The organism is Pirellula sp. SH-Sr6A (assembly GCF_001610875.1).
GTDB lineage: Bacteria > Planctomycetota > Planctomycetia > Pirellulales > Pirellulaceae > JBKCUI01.
Genome location: NZ_CP011272.1, coordinates 5,665,521 through 5,681,154 on the forward strand (window position 1 = coordinate 5,665,521; position 15,634 = coordinate 5,681,154).

The 15,634-nt window shown below is 53.7% G+C and carries 16 protein-coding genes; 9 read left to right on the forward strand and 7 right to left on the reverse strand.

Going from position 1 to position 15,634, the window contains the following annotated elements; genetic code table 11:
- Positions 1–6: 6 nt before the first annotated feature.
- Genes VN12_RS21905 through hpt form a run of 3 tightly spaced genes read right to left on the reverse strand, consistent with a single transcriptional unit; the run spans position 7 to position 2,826 of the window.
- Positions 7–1,113: a glycosyltransferase gene (locus VN12_RS21905; protein ID WP_146678802.1), complete on the reverse strand. Its 1,107-nt coding sequence runs from the start codon at positions 1,111–1,113 to the stop codon at positions 7–9.
- Positions 1,103–2,296, reverse strand: coding sequence for a hypothetical protein (locus tag VN12_RS21910; RefSeq protein ID WP_146678803.1), 1,194 nt, complete (start codon positions 2,294–2,296; stop codon positions 1,103–1,105). Before VN12_RS21910 ends, VN12_RS21905 begins: the two co-directional genes overlap by 11 nt.
- Positions 2,293–2,826, reverse strand: coding sequence for a hypoxanthine phosphoribosyltransferase (gene hpt, locus VN12_RS21915; protein WP_146678804.1), 534 nt, complete (start codon positions 2,824–2,826; stop codon positions 2,293–2,295). Before hpt ends, VN12_RS21910 begins: the two co-directional genes overlap by 4 nt.
- A 256-nt stretch (positions 2,827–3,082) precedes the next feature.
- On the opposite strand from hpt, the gene VN12_RS21920 reads away from it, so the two are divergent.
- Positions 3,083–3,379 carry a hypothetical protein gene (locus VN12_RS21920; protein ID WP_146678805.1) on the forward strand — a complete coding sequence of 99 codons (297 nt, stop codon included), beginning with the start codon at positions 3,083–3,085 and terminating at the stop codon, positions 3,377–3,379.
- 42 nt (positions 3,380–3,421) lie between these two features.
- Here the strand turns inward: VN12_RS21920 and VN12_RS21925 are convergent, their stop codons facing one another.
- Positions 3,422–4,507, reverse strand: coding sequence for a TerC family protein (locus VN12_RS21925; protein ID WP_146678806.1), 1,086 nt, complete (start codon positions 4,505–4,507; stop codon positions 3,422–3,424).
- Between the two features lie 211 nt (positions 4,508–4,718).
- Here VN12_RS21925 and VN12_RS21930 point away from each other — a divergent pair, with 211 nt between their 5' ends.
- From VN12_RS21930 to mqnE, 5 genes are all read left to right on the forward strand, one after another.
- Positions 4,719–6,314 (forward strand): 30S ribosomal protein S1, encoded by a 1,596-nt coding sequence (locus VN12_RS21930; protein ID WP_146678807.1) that lies wholly within the window; start codon positions 4,719–4,721, stop codon positions 6,312–6,314.
- Between the two features lie 153 nt (positions 6,315–6,467).
- Positions 6,468–7,193, forward strand: coding sequence for a bifunctional demethylmenaquinone methyltransferase/2-methoxy-6-polyprenyl-1,4-benzoquinol methylase UbiE (ubiE, locus tag VN12_RS21935; protein ID WP_146678808.1), 726 nt, complete (start codon positions 6,468–6,470; stop codon positions 7,191–7,193).
- Positions 7,194–7,195: 2 nt separating this feature from the next.
- The gene (locus VN12_RS21940) at positions 7,196–7,855 is read left to right on the forward strand and encodes a UbiX family flavin prenyltransferase (protein ID WP_146680033.1); all 660 of its coding nucleotides are present in this window, start codon (positions 7,196–7,198) and stop codon (positions 7,853–7,855) included.
- A complete protein-coding gene (locus tag VN12_RS21945) occupies positions 7,849–8,805 on the forward strand; it encodes a UbiA-like polyprenyltransferase (protein WP_205855117.1) in 957 nt (318 codons plus the stop codon). Before VN12_RS21940 ends, VN12_RS21945 begins: the two co-directional genes overlap by 7 nt.
- A gap of 44 nt (positions 8,806–8,849) precedes the next feature.
- Positions 8,850–10,004 (forward strand): aminofutalosine synthase MqnE, encoded by a 1,155-nt coding sequence (gene mqnE / locus VN12_RS21950; protein WP_146678809.1) that lies wholly within the window; start codon positions 8,850–8,852, stop codon positions 10,002–10,004.
- Positions 10,005–10,023: 19 nt separating this feature from the next.
- On the opposite strand, the gene speD is transcribed toward mqnE, so the two are convergent.
- Genes speD through VN12_RS21965 form a run of 3 tightly spaced genes read right to left on the reverse strand, consistent with a single transcriptional unit; the run spans position 10,024 to position 12,099 of the window.
- Positions 10,024–10,404: an adenosylmethionine decarboxylase gene (gene speD, locus VN12_RS21955; RefSeq protein WP_146678810.1), complete on the reverse strand. Its 381-nt coding sequence runs from the start codon at positions 10,402–10,404 to the stop codon at positions 10,024–10,026.
- Positions 10,401–11,486: a 4-hydroxythreonine-4-phosphate dehydrogenase PdxA gene (gene pdxA, locus VN12_RS21960; protein ID WP_168164568.1), complete on the reverse strand. Its 1,086-nt coding sequence runs from the start codon at positions 11,484–11,486 to the stop codon at positions 10,401–10,403. The genes speD and pdxA overlap by 4 nt, the downstream gene beginning before the upstream one ends.
- Before the next feature lie 4 nt (positions 11,487–11,490).
- Positions 11,491–12,099 (reverse strand): TlpA family protein disulfide reductase, encoded by a 609-nt coding sequence (locus VN12_RS21965; RefSeq protein ID WP_168164569.1) that lies wholly within the window; start codon positions 12,097–12,099, stop codon positions 11,491–11,493.
- A gap of 337 nt (positions 12,100–12,436) precedes the next feature.
- Between VN12_RS21965 and VN12_RS21970 the strand changes: the two genes are divergently transcribed.
- Genes VN12_RS21970 through VN12_RS21980 form a run of 3 tightly spaced genes read left to right on the forward strand, consistent with a single transcriptional unit; the run spans position 12,437 to position 15,621 of the window.
- Positions 12,437–13,834, forward strand: a complete 1,398-nt coding sequence (locus VN12_RS21970) for a circularly permuted type 2 ATP-grasp protein (RefSeq protein WP_409994288.1) — start codon at positions 12,437–12,439, stop codon at positions 13,832–13,834.
- Between the two features lie 9 nt (positions 13,835–13,843).
- Entirely contained in the window at positions 13,844–14,806 is a 963-nt protein-coding gene (locus VN12_RS21975; protein WP_146678813.1) for an alpha-E domain-containing protein, read from the forward strand.
- A gap of 26 nt (positions 14,807–14,832) precedes the next feature.
- On the forward strand, positions 14,833–15,621 hold the full coding sequence (locus tag VN12_RS21980; RefSeq protein ID WP_256388110.1) for an SDR family NAD(P)-dependent oxidoreductase: 789 nt from the start codon (positions 14,833–14,835) through the stop codon (positions 15,619–15,621).
- Positions 15,622–15,634 lie beyond the last annotated feature (13 nt).

The following is a 15,634-nucleotide window of genomic DNA, read 5'->3' on the forward strand; positions in this document are numbered from 1 at the left end:
GGTTATTCATTTCCCTTGCAACCAATTTCGATAGAGTTCGACGTGCCGTTGTACCATGGCTTCACAGCTATGTTCTAGTTCGATTTGTCGTCTGGCATTCCGAATGATTCGATCGCGCAGTTCGGCGTCGCGAAAGAGTTCATTGGTGAGTCGTGTTAATCGATGGACATCACCAGGTTGGAAGAGGAGACCTGTCTCACGATCTTGCACAAGATCGCGGTTTCCAGGGATATCCGTCACGATGACAGGAACGCCACCGAATTGAGCTTCCAGAATCGCATTGGACTGCCCTTCGTACAAACTGCCGTTCCAAAGAACGTCGGCGTGTTTCAATATCTCGGGGACATCGGTACGTTCGCCTAGCAAATAGACTTGGGAACCCGCTCGGATGTTGTCACGGTATAGCTCCAATCGGTTCCGTTCAGGCCCTTCGCCGACAATGAGGTAGCACGTGTCTTCCCGAAGCATGCGAAGCATTTCCGCTCCCCATATCAGGTCTTTGTATCCCTTCTGGTGCCACAGTCGGCCGATAGAGACGATCCACTTCAAGCGGGCCGGAACCCCCAATCGATCCGCGATTTCTTCTTTTGTAACGTCCGATACAGGTGCCGCAATCGCCGCGTTAGGGATGAGGAAAAAATACTCCTTCGGGATACCTTTGTCTGCATAGAACTGGACCACACCGCTGCTATTGGTGGTGATTCGTGGAGCGCGTTTCGCTAAAAATCGATCGATCGAAAACTGCCATGCCGATTTCCAAGGATCCACAGAGCGTTCCGATCCTACAACGATCGGTACATTTGCAAGCCACGCTGCGCTCCGTCCATAAGCGTTCGCAGCAAAGATCCAGGTGTGAACAAGATCCGGCCGGAGGGATTGGAATAGGCGGTATAGTCTCCACCAAGCAAAGGGGTCTAGCTTTCCTCGCTTGTTGATAAAGTGCAACGGAATGTTCCGTTCCCTGAGCCAGTTTTCGCGAGGGCCTGTGTGGGTCAGGACAATCACATGAACGTCGAAGTGTTCCTGGAGTAAGCCCTCCGCCAGCAGGCAGAGCTGTTTTTCTGCGCCCCCTTGATCGAGCGTTGGGATGACGAGCGCGATTTTAGTTTTCATGACCGTTTGTTCCTCGGCTGTTTTCCAAAACCAACAGCCACTGTTTCAGCAGTTGAGTGGTCGGATGACGCGAATGGAGTTCGGTTTGAAGAGTCTCGATGGCGTGTGCGAGAGCTCGAGGTTGGGCGTACCATCGATGCAATTGAAGGGCCAGGCTCGTCGGTGAATCATAAACACAATCGTGAATCCCTAGGCCAAACAAGGGTTCGAGATCGGGATGTTCTCGAATGAGGCACGGAATGCAAGACGAAACGGTTGCAGGTAGAGTGAATTGAAGTGCTTCCTCGGGATTGCTGAACCAAACCAAATCAGCGACTTGGAGGAGAGAATCGACGTCGTCGAAGCTATCGAATAGAAGAAGTTCTCGGTGCCATCCGCGGTCCCTGATGAACTCGTAAAGCTGATCGTAGGGGAGGCCCGGGTTGATGATCCATGTCCGAAACATGGCCCCGGAATCCAAGAGATCGCACATAGCCTGAAGCGTGGCTTGAAGGGTCGAAATCTGGCAATGTCCTAGATGCAGGACCAGCGGCGTTGAGTCGGGCAATAAAAAGTCGCTGTTGATCTTCGCTAACGCGTGGAGAGTCTCTTTGCGAAGTTCTGGGCTGCGACGGGTAGGGGGGGGAATGAAATCATCGATCCTCACCATGGTCTGGGAGGCAACACCGTGTTGGATCATCCATCGATGGACCGACGCAGACGGTACGACGACGGTCTTGGCTCGATTGGCGATGTCGATTTGCATGGGGAGAGGACTTCGGACCGCGGGCGCCAATCCAACAGGAGAGTCCGATAAGCCGGCTCGCAACAGGATTGGGCGATCCAGTCGATTGCTTTTCGAAAGCAGGACCGAAGCCAGAGGATCGATGCGATCAACATAGATCCACCCGATGCGATCAAGGTGCGATTGCAGCCATTGAAGCACGTTTCGTTGGAAGTGAGATTCGTTCCAATTGGTATTGGCTGCAGGTTGCAAGCGGTGAATTCGGACTCCTCGTAATTCGAATTCGTCGGGCCAGCTAGGGTGCCAACGCGAGGTAAGAACCGTGCTACGGATACCTGCGTTTTGGAGGTGATCCAGCCAGTGCATCAGTCGCAGGGACGCGTCATCGCAATACGGCCAGTACCGACGCGCGATCACAACAAGGTTTTGCTCATTATGCTCGGGGACACGCTGGTTCAATTGGTGGAATGCCTCGCGAGGTCAGATTCTTCTAGAACGCCCACAAACGGTAAATTGCGATAAAGATCCTGATAGTCCAACCCATACCCAACGACAAATTCATTGGGGATTTCGAAGACGACAAAATCCGGGTTCATAGGGACGGTGCTTTGCCCGAGCTTGTTTAAGAACACAGCGGTTTTCAAACTCGTCGGTCCCATTTGTCGAAGCCGATTCGAAACTTCAAAGAGCGTCTTCCCGGTGTCGAAAATATCGTCCAAAAGCAAGACGTCTCGATCCCGAATATCGAGCATCATTTGATCTTGAACAACGAGTTCTCCTGAACGAGTTCCACCCCGATAAGAGCTTGCCTGGATGAGACTGATTCGCACGGGCATCTCGAGCCTTCGGATGAGGTCAGCTAGCATGACGATGCTCCCCGTCATGATCGATACGACCGTCAAAGGGGACTCGCCGTAGAAGGCGTTGAGTTCCTTGGCCAAACGATCTACGCCTGCATGGATTCGATCTTCACTAAGTAGTACCTTCACCGAAACCCCCCACTTATTTTGTCACTCCCAATCGCTGCATCAGTTTCACGATTTTGCAAGTTCTTGCCAACTCGAAATAGGTTGTTGGGCGGCTGAATTAGGGGGACGTGGCTGCACTTGGAGCGTTTCGGCTTTCTCCATCAAAATACGTTACAATACGTCGCCGTTTGGGGAATCCGGGGATTTTGCTCGCAGGCCAGCGTCCATCCCATTTGGTATCGGATCACACAATCGGATCACACAAGGAGACAGCTGCATGTCGGATCGCATTTCCCTTCGCACTTTATTAGCGAGCATCGCGGCGATCGCGGGACTAATGATGCTGCTGAGGTTGGCCATCATTCAAAGCGATGGGACTGCATTGCGAGTGCTCCTGTGTGTGATCGCCGTACCACTTTTCACTTTCGCGCTCTTTGCTCTGTGCTATGCGTTGACATTACCGTTTGGGGTATTGACGCAAATCACGCGCGAGTCCCTGGCACCGGCGCAAAGTCCTTTTGCTCAAGATCGATTGCCGGAATCTCTCGTTCCGCATGACGACGAAGTGAAGTAATTCATCGCGTATTACAGAGATTCACAATTCGAACTCTGTCGGTCAGGTTGCATTCGGGTTCGCTGTGTTGCCTTTGGGCAGAAAGCCGACGAAGAAACAGGAAAGCATCACAATCCAAAATCCAGAGCATTCCGGCCTGCGGAAGTCGTGGAAATCGAGAAGCTTCGGCGCAGCCTTGATGGGACCTTCCGCATGTTCCGACATACCCAGTGGCCAGCTACCGATCAACCAGCTTTCGTAAGCATGAACTAGCTCCACTCGTGATTCTTCGAGCGATGCAAACCACGGTTGCCAACTGCCCAACCAAGTACTTCCTTCAAAGCTCCAGTTGCTATTAAAGGCCCAGTCCGCGAGCAGCTTAATGCCGATGATACTGACCAACAGATAGGCCGAGATTTCGAATCGGGGGAATCGCTCGAGCAATCTGACGAACAACGCCGCCGCAAAACGCATTAAAACGACACCGAGGACACCCCCGGTGATTACGACCCATAGTTTTTCTTGTCGGGACCCTGCGAGGGCCATCGCAGCTAAGATCGAGTCCACGGCGAATGCGATATCGGTCAACTCAATGACCAGCACCGTTTTCCAGAACAGCCCCATGGAGTGTTTATTGACATCGCACGCCGCCGAAACGGGGTAGGTCTTTCCATAGGGGTCCACTCCGTCCTGTGTGACCAAGGCTGCTGCAACCGGGACCCGCTGCTCAATTTCGATATTTTCGCGATTGATATCCAGGCTTTCACCTGTCTCGGCATCCACCAGTCTCGGGTTCCCGTCTTCATCGAGAACCATCTTTTCTTCACCGCCGTCGGATTGCTCGAGAAAAAGGTGCTTCACTGCGATGAAAACAAGATAAGCCCCCCCTAGGAACTTGACGAACGTGTACTTCAAAAGGAAGCCAGCCGTCAGGATCGCGATGACCCGAAAAACGAATGCGCCGATCAAGCCATACGAAAGTGCACGTGCCCGCATGTGCTTGGGGAGTCTTTTGGCTAGCATCCCGAGCACGAGCGCATTGTCGATCGATAGGAGACCCTCCAAGACGATCAGCAGACCAACGATGACGAGGTCGGCAGGTACAACTTCTTGTCCAAGAAGTACGACAGCGATCGGCAAATCGAACATGGAGATTTCAGATGGCCTGGTAGCGGTTGCGGGACTGGTCTGCGAATGCAAAGAATAGCCGACTCTCGCAGTGAGAACAGGCTCGGGGTATCAAGATACCAAAAAAACAGCCCCCTGCGACTGTTGCTGCAGCACCTGGGCACATAACGCGCTCGCTGCTAAACTACTCCGGTCACATTATTGGATTCAACGATCTCTAACCCCCCCGACTATGAGCGACGCGAACTCTCTTCCAGAACCTGTTCAGGATGCGTCTTCTTCCCAGGCCGCGCCGGCTGCTTCTACTCCTGCTCAGCCGGTTCCCGCTGCAGGTGGCCCCATCAATCTGGATGCAATTCGCCGATTGAGGGAAAACCAGCAGGGGGCAGCGTCACCGCGACCCGAAAAGAGAGGACCAAAACGAGAAGCCGCTTCGACTCCTGGTTCTGTTCCCAAGGCGGAGTCTGAATCGCAAGCATCGGATCTTCCCGCCGAATCGATCGACGCGGAGGCACAGGCTCCTCGCTACAAATCGAACAAAGATAAATCAAACAAAGACCAATCCGTCCCCATTGCTCCTAAGGTCCCGGTTCCGAGTGCCCGAGTTCGTTTCTCGGACGAAGACGCAGCGCTCGAAGATGCCTTGAGCGGCGCAAACCTGGATCAGCTCATGATCGGGGACAAATCGGTTCAAGTCGGCCGTCGATTGGAGGATGGTTCTAGGCACCCCGGTAAAGTCCTGAAAGTTCACAATGCGAACGTTTTCATCAGCCTCGGCGAACCGGACCAAGGTGTCGTGAATCTCCTGCAATTTGACGAGCCTCCTGCGGAAGGACTGCCCGTCGATGTCTTGATTCGTTCGTTCAACAACGAAGAAGGCCTCTATGAGTTGTCGATTCCGGGCGAGACCATCTCGGTCAACGATTGGGACGATCTGACCGAGGGCGGAGTCGTCGAAGCAAAAGTGGAATCGGCTAACACCGGCGGGGTCGAGTGCAAGGTCGGTAATGTCCGAGGCTTTATCCCGATGAGCCAGCTCTCCGAGTTCCGGGTCGAAAGTGCAGCGGACTTCGTCGGGCAAAAACTCCTTTGTGTGATCACCGAAGCCAATCCTCGTCGCGGCAACTTGGTACTGAGTCACCGCGCAGTATTGGAACGAGAAAAAGAGGCGAAACGGAGCGAACGCTTGGCTTCCATCCAGGTGGGCGACCATTGCGACGGAACCGTTCGGAAGGTGTTGGAGTTCGGGGCCTTTGTCGACATTGGCGGGCTCGATGGGTTGATCCATATCACCCAGCTTTCCTGGGATAAGATCAAGCATCCAAGTGAAGTGGTGAAAGAAGGGGATCAAATCAAAGTTCGGATCGACAAGATCGACCCCGTTACCGGCAAAATTGGCCTCTCTTATCGATCGGCACAAGACAACCCTTGGAATGATGTTGAAACGCGTTTCCCTCCTGGATCGGTCGTTCGAGGTGCCGTGTCTCGGCTTGCGAACTTCGGTGCCTTTGTGAAATTGGCGACAGGAATCGAGGGATTGATCCATATTTCCGAGCTGGCACATCGTCGCGTTGCCAGCGTCTCGCAAGTGTTGCAAGAGGGGCAAGAGGTCGAGGTGAAGGTCTTGACCGTTGAACCGGAAACACAGCGAATCGCTCTTTCGCTTCGTGCGACCCAAGCCAAGCCCGAGAAGGAATCGGGTGGAAAGGCTCCGGAGCCCGAGGTTGAAGACGTGCGCCGAGCCCCAGCGGTTAAAAAGTTCGAGGGACCGCTTAAAGGTGGCACCGGCAAAAATAACGGTGGCGAGCTTTTCGGACTGAAGTTCTAGATCCAAGCACTCCTTAGGTATTGGCGAGCAAACCGCACTATCGGCAGTTACAACCTGGGCTGTCGGTGCGGTTATCTCGAATCGGATGGTTGGAAAGCCATTTTCTAGGCGGCCAACGCGAGTCTTCAAGGCAACGCTAAACGGGTGAGGATCATGATGACGCAGGTCGTGGATAAGTCGGGCGACCGGGTTCGTGCGATGTTTGCCCAAATCGCCCCCCGATACGATCGACTCAACCACATCCTCTCCCTCAATATCGATAAACGATGGAGAGGCAAGACCCTCCGGCTGCTTCGACTCACGCCCGGATCACCCGTTCTGGACGTTTGTACCGGCACTGGAGATTTGGCCCTCGCGATATCCAAAGAACTTGGACCGGAGACGGAAGTGGTCGGCACGGACTTCTGCTCGGAGATGCTTGACATTGCGAAGGTCAAGCAGGCGAAGACGGTTCCTGAAGGTTCGAATTTACGGTTCATCGAAGCCGATACGCAGTCGCTCCCTTTCGAAGAGGATACGTTTCAGTGCGTCACGGTCGCATTCGGATTGCGAAACGTCTCTGATACCATGCGCGGGTTGAGAGAGATGGTCCGTGTCACCAAGCGTGGCGGAAAGGTGGCTGTGCTCGAGTTTTCCAAACCGACCGCTCCAGGGCTCAAGCAAATCTACAACACCTATTTTTTGAAAGTATTGCCGCGCGTCGGCCAAGCACTCGCGAGCAATGACAAATCGGCGTACGAGTATCTCCCTCAAAGCGTCCAGCAATTTCCATGTGGAGAAGCTTTAGCGAATTTGATGCGGGAGGCGGGGTTGGTGGATGTTCGACTCACACCCATGACATTGGGTGTAGTGACGCTTTATGTAGGGACAAAAGGGTAATGATGAGCGACGCGCAGTCTGCCCCATTGGTCCTCGCAATCACTGGCGCGAGTGGAGCGGTGTATGCCGCCCGGTTGCTTCAGACGCTTGTTTCCTCAGGCATTCCAGTTCACGCGGTGGTCAGTCCGTCCGGTGCGGAAGTGGTCCGACAGGAGCTCGGATTGCAAATCGGCGGCTCTGATCGCGACTTATCCGCCTTGCTGGGCTACTCTTGGGGGGATGATAAGTGGGCCAAACCGACTCCTATGGCGGTGGAGGCAGGGAAGAAGCTTGTCAGGGTGTTTCATTACCACGACTTCATGGTTCCGATCGCGAGCGGATCGTTCTTGACGAGAGGGATGGTCGTCTGTCCTTGCTCGGGCTCGACACTCTCCGGAATCGTCCATGCGACGAGCCAAAATTTGGTGGTGCGCGCTGCGGATGTTCACTTGAAAGAGCATCGAAAGTTGATTCTGGTCAACCGCGAAACTCCGTTGTCGGTGTTTCAGCTTGAAAATATGCATAGGGCTGCAAAAGCGGGAGCAGTCGTATTGCCTGCTATGCCTGGTTGGTACCACGGTGTTCAATCGGTCGTCGATTTGATTGATTTTGTGGTGGCGCGCATTCTAGACCATCTTCAAATCCAACACGATTTGATACGTCGGTGGGGTACCCCATGCTGACTTCCACGACCGCACCTGCACGGCAGGGGATCTATCACCAGGTCAAAAACTATTTGGAGATGGTGCGATTCAGCCATACCATCTTTGCCTTGCCATTCGCCCTGCTCGCAACTGCTTGGTCGTATCTCACTCCGGTCCCGGATGCGGCCGGAGGTGGTTACGTCCCATTTCGCATTCAGGATTTGCTGGGCGTTTTGCTCTGTATGATTACCGCACGAAGCTTCGCGATGGGGATCAACCGATTGCTCGATCATCGCATCGACGCGGCCAATCCTCGAACTGCGACGAGGCACCTGCCGCGCGGAGCATTAAGCCGCCGGGGAGTCGCAGGGTTTTGCGTGTTATGCGCGATTGCTTTTGTTGCGTGTTGCGCGCTCTTTTTACCCAATCGTTGGCCCCTCCTTTTGGCATTGCCGGTCCTTTTCATTTTGGCGGGTTATAGTCTGACCAAACGGTTTACTCGCTTCGCCCACTTTTGGCTTGGTTTTGCGTTGATGCTCGCACCCGTATGCGCTTGGCTCGCCATTCGCGGTCAGATCATCGATCGTGCCCCGGGTGACATCATGCCCGTTGTTTGGCTCGGGGGCATCGTTTCGTTTTGGGTCGCGGGATTCGACATCATCTACGCTTGCCAAGATTACGCGTTTGATCGGGACGCAGGCTTGCACAGTATCCCGGCCAAGCTGGGGATCGCGAATGCTCTCCGTATTGCCAAGCTTTGTCATGCAGTGATGTGGATTATGGCCATCTTGATGCCCTGGGTATTCCCTTCGCTGGGACTGGGATGGATTTTCAGTTCGGCGGTCGGATTGGTGGGTGTATTGCTCGCGATCGAACATCGATCGGTTTCCGAGCAATCTCTCGAAAAAATGAACTTGGCATTCTTTCAATTGAATGCTGTGATAAGCGTTATCTTTTTAGTTGTCGGTACGGTGGACGTCTGGTGGTAGTCGAGATTACGCGAGACTAGTGCCGATGAAGGAGTGATAAGCCAATGGTAGCACCTGAGATACAAGACCGATTGCGAGTTGTTCGCGACAAAGTGGAGCAAGGCGGAAGGCTGACCATGGAGGATGGTTTGTTCCTCTCGTCTCCAGAGTCACCGCTGCAGGCCGTGGGTGAGTTGGCCAACTATGTTCGGGAGCGGATCAACGGGAATGTTGGTTATTACAACATCAATACCCACTTGAACCCAACCAATGTCTGCGTGTATCGCTGCCGATTTTGCGCTTTCCGTTCGGACTTGCGGGATCCGAAGGGATATGTGATGAGCGACGAGCAGATCCTCGCTCGGGGCCAAGAAGCGGTTGAAAACGGCTGTACCGAGATGCACATTGTGGGCGGGCTTCATCATCAGCTCGGATACGATTGGTACCGTGGGATCATCGAAAACCTGCACCGAGCTTATCCGCAGATTCACTTGAAAGGGTGGACGGCTGTGGAGATCAATTGGTTTGAATTTCTAACCAAGATGAGTTCCAAAGACATTTTGGAGGACCTGCGAGACGCAGGGCTTGGAAGCATGCCTGGCGGAGGGGCCGAGATTTTTCACCCAGAGGTTCGCGATCAGATCTGCGAACACAAAGCGAACACCCACAAGTGGTTGGAGATTCATCAGTCTGCGCATGAAATCGGATTGAAGACCAATTGCACAATGCTGTATGGGCATGTGGAGCAAGCCTACCATCGGATAGACCATCTGCTGAAGCTGCGAGGGTTGCAGGACAAGACCGGAGGTTTTCAAACGTTCATACCACTCGCATTCCATCCTGAGAATACGAAGCTTTCACATTTGAAGAAGCCTTCCGCGCTGATGGATCTACGGACGATGGCTGTATCGCGATTGATGCTTGACAATGTTCCGCACGTCAAAGCTTATTGGATCATGCTGGGAATTGGTACGGCTCAAACCGCTTTAGCTTACGGCGCGGACGATATCGATGGTACGGTTCGTCACGAACTGATCTACCACGATGCGGGGGCGACGACTCCCGAGATCTTGAGCGTGGATCAGATCAAGCAATTGATTGTAGAGGCAGGACGCGAGCCCGTTGAGCGTGATACCGTTTACCGGCGAGTGCATCGCAATCCGAATGACTTCAAAGAATGGAGCATCGGGGAGGACGTGCCTGTCCTGCTCAGCGTTTGATTCCCAATCAATAATTGGTTTAGGATTGTTTGAGAGTGGGACCGAAAGCGACGCGGCGTTCGGATGTCGATTGCTTTGCGCTGTGTGGTTGAAAAGCGCGGATCAAGTAATCAAAGGAGCGCTGTACTCCGATCCGTTCCGAGCACGAGAAGTAGTCGATGCAAATAGCTTGATGTTCCGGCCAAGTGTGCACGGCGACATGCGATTCCGCGATGACAACAACACCGGTCAATCCGTAGGGTGAGAAAGCATGGAAGCATCGCTGAACGATGGTGGCTCCGGAAAGCAGGACGGCCTCGCAAATGATTTGCTCTAGTTGCTCCGGTGTGTCCGGGATATTGAGGCAACCGGATAGATCGAGAAACCAATGACGCCCTAGCAATTTTTCTTCCGTGCTCATGGACGGCTCGCTTCGTTTGCGACACCGCAAAGCCGAACAGCTGTCAGGATAGCTTGGGACATCCCCGTCGCCTTCGCGATGTTTCTCCAAGCGATGTCATGGGCTGTTCCGTGCGCCACGCTGGTTCGAACGATAGGGAGGCCGAGGGTAATATTCACGGCGTCGAACATGTCGAGCAGCTTGAGTGCGATGTGACCTTGATCGTGGTACATGGCAACGACGGCATCAAACTCCCCCTCCGCCGCTTTTGGCATAAGGGTGTCGACGGGATAGGGGCCCGAGACATTGATCCCAGATGATGCAGCTTTTGCGGTCGCGGGCGCGATGATACGCAATTCCTCATCGCCGAATCGACCCGATTCACCCGCGTGGGGATTGAGCGCTGTGACAGCAATTTTGGGATTACCATCCAAACCCAAAGCGAGACGGATACGAGCGAAAACGCGGTGCGCCAGTTGAATCTTTTCGATGATGTTGCTTTCGGTAATGTGTTCGAACACCTCCCGAAGCGCCATGTGGAGCGTGACGTGTACGACACCTAATCCTGCTGGGCCCCCATGTTTAGGAGGTCCTGGGGGAAGGTAAAGCATCATCGCATGATCGGTCACTTTACACAGATAGGCCAGCAGCTCGGTGTGACCCGGCCAGTCGTGGCCAGCCAACTGAAGCGATTTCTTTTGGAGCGGGGAGGTGACAATGGCGTCGACTCGTCCTGCGAGAGCGAGTTCGGTCGCGAGCACCAAAGCTTCGTATGCGGCTTGGCCACCCCTCGCCTGAATGGTCGGTTCGATTCGGCCCCTCCAATCATCGGGCCCGGCGGCGATGCAATAAACTTGCCGGCTGGAAGGCCGGTTGTGGTGGGGAGGAATCGATTCGGGATCCGATATGACGTGTATGTCCAGGTCGGCATGAGTGACCTGACACGCGAGTCGCAAAGCCTGGGGCGATCCAATCACAACGAACTGAGCCGCTTGTTGCAGGTTTGGATCTGCAAGGGACTTTGCTGTGATTTCCGGACCGACGCCGGTGGGGTCTCCGAGCGTGATTGCGACGACCGGGCGTTTAGGGGATTCAAAATGCAAAGGATTACTGCTTTCTCGCGGCTTCGATGGAATTCTTGAGCGTGTTGCCGTTGATGGCGCCACGCCAGATGTCGGCGATCTTTCCTTGTTTGTCGAGGACGATTGTGGTGGGATAGCTGAATCCCCCCGACTTGAACAATAGACTGACCTGCTGACGGGAAAATTCGGCTGGATCCCAATAAATCGGCATGTCTTCGATCTTTTCTCGATCCAAGTACTTTTTCGTGTAGAAAGCCAAGTCATCCTTGGTGTCAGGAGATCGATCCCCGCAGGCGATGCTCGCGAACTCCACATCGGCGGAGTCGATGTATTCTTTCTGCAGTTTTGCAAACTCCGGATACTCCATCAGGCAGGGCCCGCACCAAAAGCCCCAAAAGTGCAGCACGACAACTTTGCCTCGCAGCTCTGCGGGGTCGACTGCATTTTCGGGAAACAGGAGTGGCTGCAGATCGAGTTCCCCGATGGGCGTTCCACGCAACCGGGTTTCTTCTCTTCCGAGGTAGACAAGAGCCGTGATCCCAACGGTCATGAAAAGTGCTGCCAGCAGAAGTGGAAGGTAGGAAGGTTTTGCAAACTTCGAGGGGCTGGGAGCAGAGGAGGTGGAATCGCTCATAGAAACCCTTTGCCTAGCATGATACGAGATTGGAAATGGCGAGGCCCGTCGAAAGCGGGGACCATCTATTCTTCGAGATTTGGCCATCCAGAAAACCCCAAACTTTGTTCAAAATCGGCGGCGGGGTTGCCACTGAAGTGAAATTTCTTGTAAGAATGGGAGTGCCTCGTAATCCTCTCTCTAGGCACAGAAAATCAATGGCTGACGCTCGGAAACCAGAGTTAGGTGTATGCACGTGCAGAGAATGTCGATGGACGGTATCGAGTATCGAGTAGATTCCTCGAATCATGACCCTTTGGGTATCGCGTCTTATCAAACCAGCGGATTTTTCGATGAGATGTTCAACGAGCGCGGAGAGGCTCGGGCTGCTGCAAAGTTTCTTGTAAATAAGCTGGCTGGATTGGCATCGGGGGAGTTGCAACTTCGCCAGAAGGCTGCCGATCATGAGCTGCTCAACATGGGCATCACGTTCAATGTTTATGGGCATGCCGCAGGAACCGAAAAGGTCTGGCCCTTTGACTTGATTCCGCGGATTATCGAGGAACAGGAGTGGCAGTCGATCGAATTGGGCCTGAAGCAGCGTATCCGTGCATTGAACATGTTCATCGATGACATGTACCACGAGCAACGGATCGTGAAGGACGGCGTCTTCCCTGAATACATGGTGCAATCTAGCAAGGGATACCTACACCAAATCCAAGGGATGAATCCGCCGAAAGGGATTTGGTGTCACATCACCGGCACCGATTTGGTTCGTGGAGCCGATGGTCAAGTCTATGTGTTGGAAGATAACCTGCGATGCCCATCCGGAGTCTCCTATGTGATCGAGAATCGGGAGGTGATGAAGCGGACATTTCCTCAATTGTTTGACGGTCAGTCGATATTGCCCGTCGAGACGTATCCCGAGCACTTGCTCAAAATGTTGCAATATGTTGCCCCCGAGGGAGTCAGAGATCCGACGGTGGTGGTGTTAACGCCAGGTATCTACAACTCCGCATACTTCGAACACTGCTTCCTCGCCCAACAAATGGGAGCGGAACTGGTGCAAGGGAGCGATTTGTTAGTCCATGATGGCTTCGTACATATGAAGACGACCAAGGGCTTAAAACGGGTCGATGTCATCTACCGACGCATCGACGACGCGTTCCTCGATCCGGATTGTCTTCGAGCCGACTCGACTTTGGGCGTGCGAGGGTTGATGGATGTCTACCGAAAGGGGCGTGTGGCGCTGGTCAATGCTCCCGGGACAGGGGTGGCAGATGATAAGGCCGTTTACGCATATGTACCGAAGATGGTCCGATACTACTTAGGGGAAGAGATGAGTCTCCCCAACGTGCCGACGTATCTGTGCGCGGAGGAAGAAGAGCGTCAGTACGTGTTGGATAACATCGCGGATTTGGTCATCAAACCCGCGAACGAATCAGGAGGCTACGGGATCATGCTCGGGCCGAAGGCAACGAAGGAGCAACACGATCAATATCGCGAACTGATTCTCGCGAATCCTCGCAATTACGTAGCGCAACCCATGTTGGCGCTATCGACCGTGCCAACGCTATGCGGCGATCGATTGGATGGTCGCCACGTGGATCTTCGCCCCTACATTCTGTACGGCGAAGAGATTTACATTGTGCCCGGTGGGTTAACACGCGTCGCGCTGGTGAAAGGCTCGCTCGTGGTCAACTCCTCGCAAGGGGGCGGCAGCAAAGATACTTGGGTTTTGAGATCGAAAGGCTAAGGGATTGAGATGCTATCACGAGTTGCCGATTCGATATTTTGGATGAGCCGCTACACCGAGCGCGCAGAAAACGTAGCACGCTTCATTGACGTGACCCTCAACTTGACGATCGACATGGGGTTCGATCGTCAATTGCAATGGGAACCGTTGATTTACACGACCGGAGACCACGAGCTCTTTTTCGAGCGGTACCCGGTTGCTAATCAAGAGAACGTTATTCGCTTTCTCACTTTCGATGATGAGAACCCGAATTCGATCATGTCTTGCCTGCAGCAGGCTCGTGAGAATGCCCGCACCACGCGCGAGATGATCAGCAGCCAGATGTGGGAGGAGTTGAATAAATTCTATTTATTGGTTCGGGATGCTCGCAATGATTCGCGGGCCATCGCGTCCCCTTTTGAATTCTTCGGACGCATCAAGCAAGCAGGCTATTTGTTGGAAGGGGTCACGTACGGGACGATGTCGCACGGCGAGGCATGGAACTTTGGACGCCTGGGGACCTTGATCGAACGCGCAGACAAAACGTCCAGAATTCTGGATGTCAAGTTCTACTTGCTCCTACCCGGTGTGGAATTGGTAGGGACTCCCTTGGATATCAGCCAATGGGGGACGTTGCTCAAAAGTGCCAGCGCGTTGGAGATGTATCGAAAAAGATTCGGACGGCTCTCACCTAAGAATGTGGTTCAGTTCTTGTTGTTGGACCGCAACTTCCCGCGGGCGGTACGCTTTTGCATCATTCGCGCCGAGCAATCGCTTCTCAACATAACGGGAGGTACTCCTGGCAACTTCAATAATCGTCCCGAACAATTGCTTGGGCGTCTGCGGAGCGAATTGGATTACATGCACATCGACGATATCATGAGCGTTGGACTGCATGAATCGATCGACGATTTGCAACTTCAGCTCAATACGGTTGGAGAGGCAATTTCGGAGACCTTTTTTGCATTGACTCCGCAGCTTGCTGCGGGTTGATGTCTTTTGCTTCGATAAGGATGGAAATGGATTTAAGGGGACGAACAGCGCTGATCACCGGTGGATCGCAGGGGGTTGGAGCTGCAATGGCTAAGAGGATAGCGAAGGCGGGAGGAAACGTCGTCATTCATGGCAAGTCCGAGGATGGATTTGCGAACGAGACGGTGGACACATGCAGGGCCATGGGAGTCGAGGCGACCTTGATTTGTTCTGATCTCACGCTTCCCATACAAGACACGTTGCGGGTCCTCTCCCCGGAGTCTCACCCAGCATTGTCGCAGGTTTCTCTTCTCGTCAATAACGCAGGTGTGTTCCTCGATTCCTCCTTCTTGGAAATGGACGAGACGACTTGGTGCAAAACGTTTCGGATCAACGTCGAAGTCGGGTATTTCCTCACACAAGCCTTCGCCAAACGCTGGATCACAGACGGCACCGCCGGCCGCGTCTTGTTCACGGGATCCATTAACGGACTGTTAGCGGAGCCTGAGCATACGGCCTACGATGCCTCGAAAGCTGCGGTAGGTGGAATGGTTCGATCGCTTTGCGTCGCGCTCGCTCCACACCGAATCCGAGTGAACTCCATCGCGCCAGGATTGGTGCGAACGCCCCTGACCAATCAAATCCTCGACGCACGACCCGACGTGTTGCGATGGATGGAATTGCATACACCGAATGGTCAAGTTCCCGATGCAGAAGTTTGCGGTGGTCTCGCTGTCTTTCTCTTAAGCGATGAGGCAGAGCACATCCATGGTCAAACCATTTTCATTGATGGAGGGATGAGCATTTGGCAACAACCCGATCTCCCAATCGCGTGACGCGCACACTGTC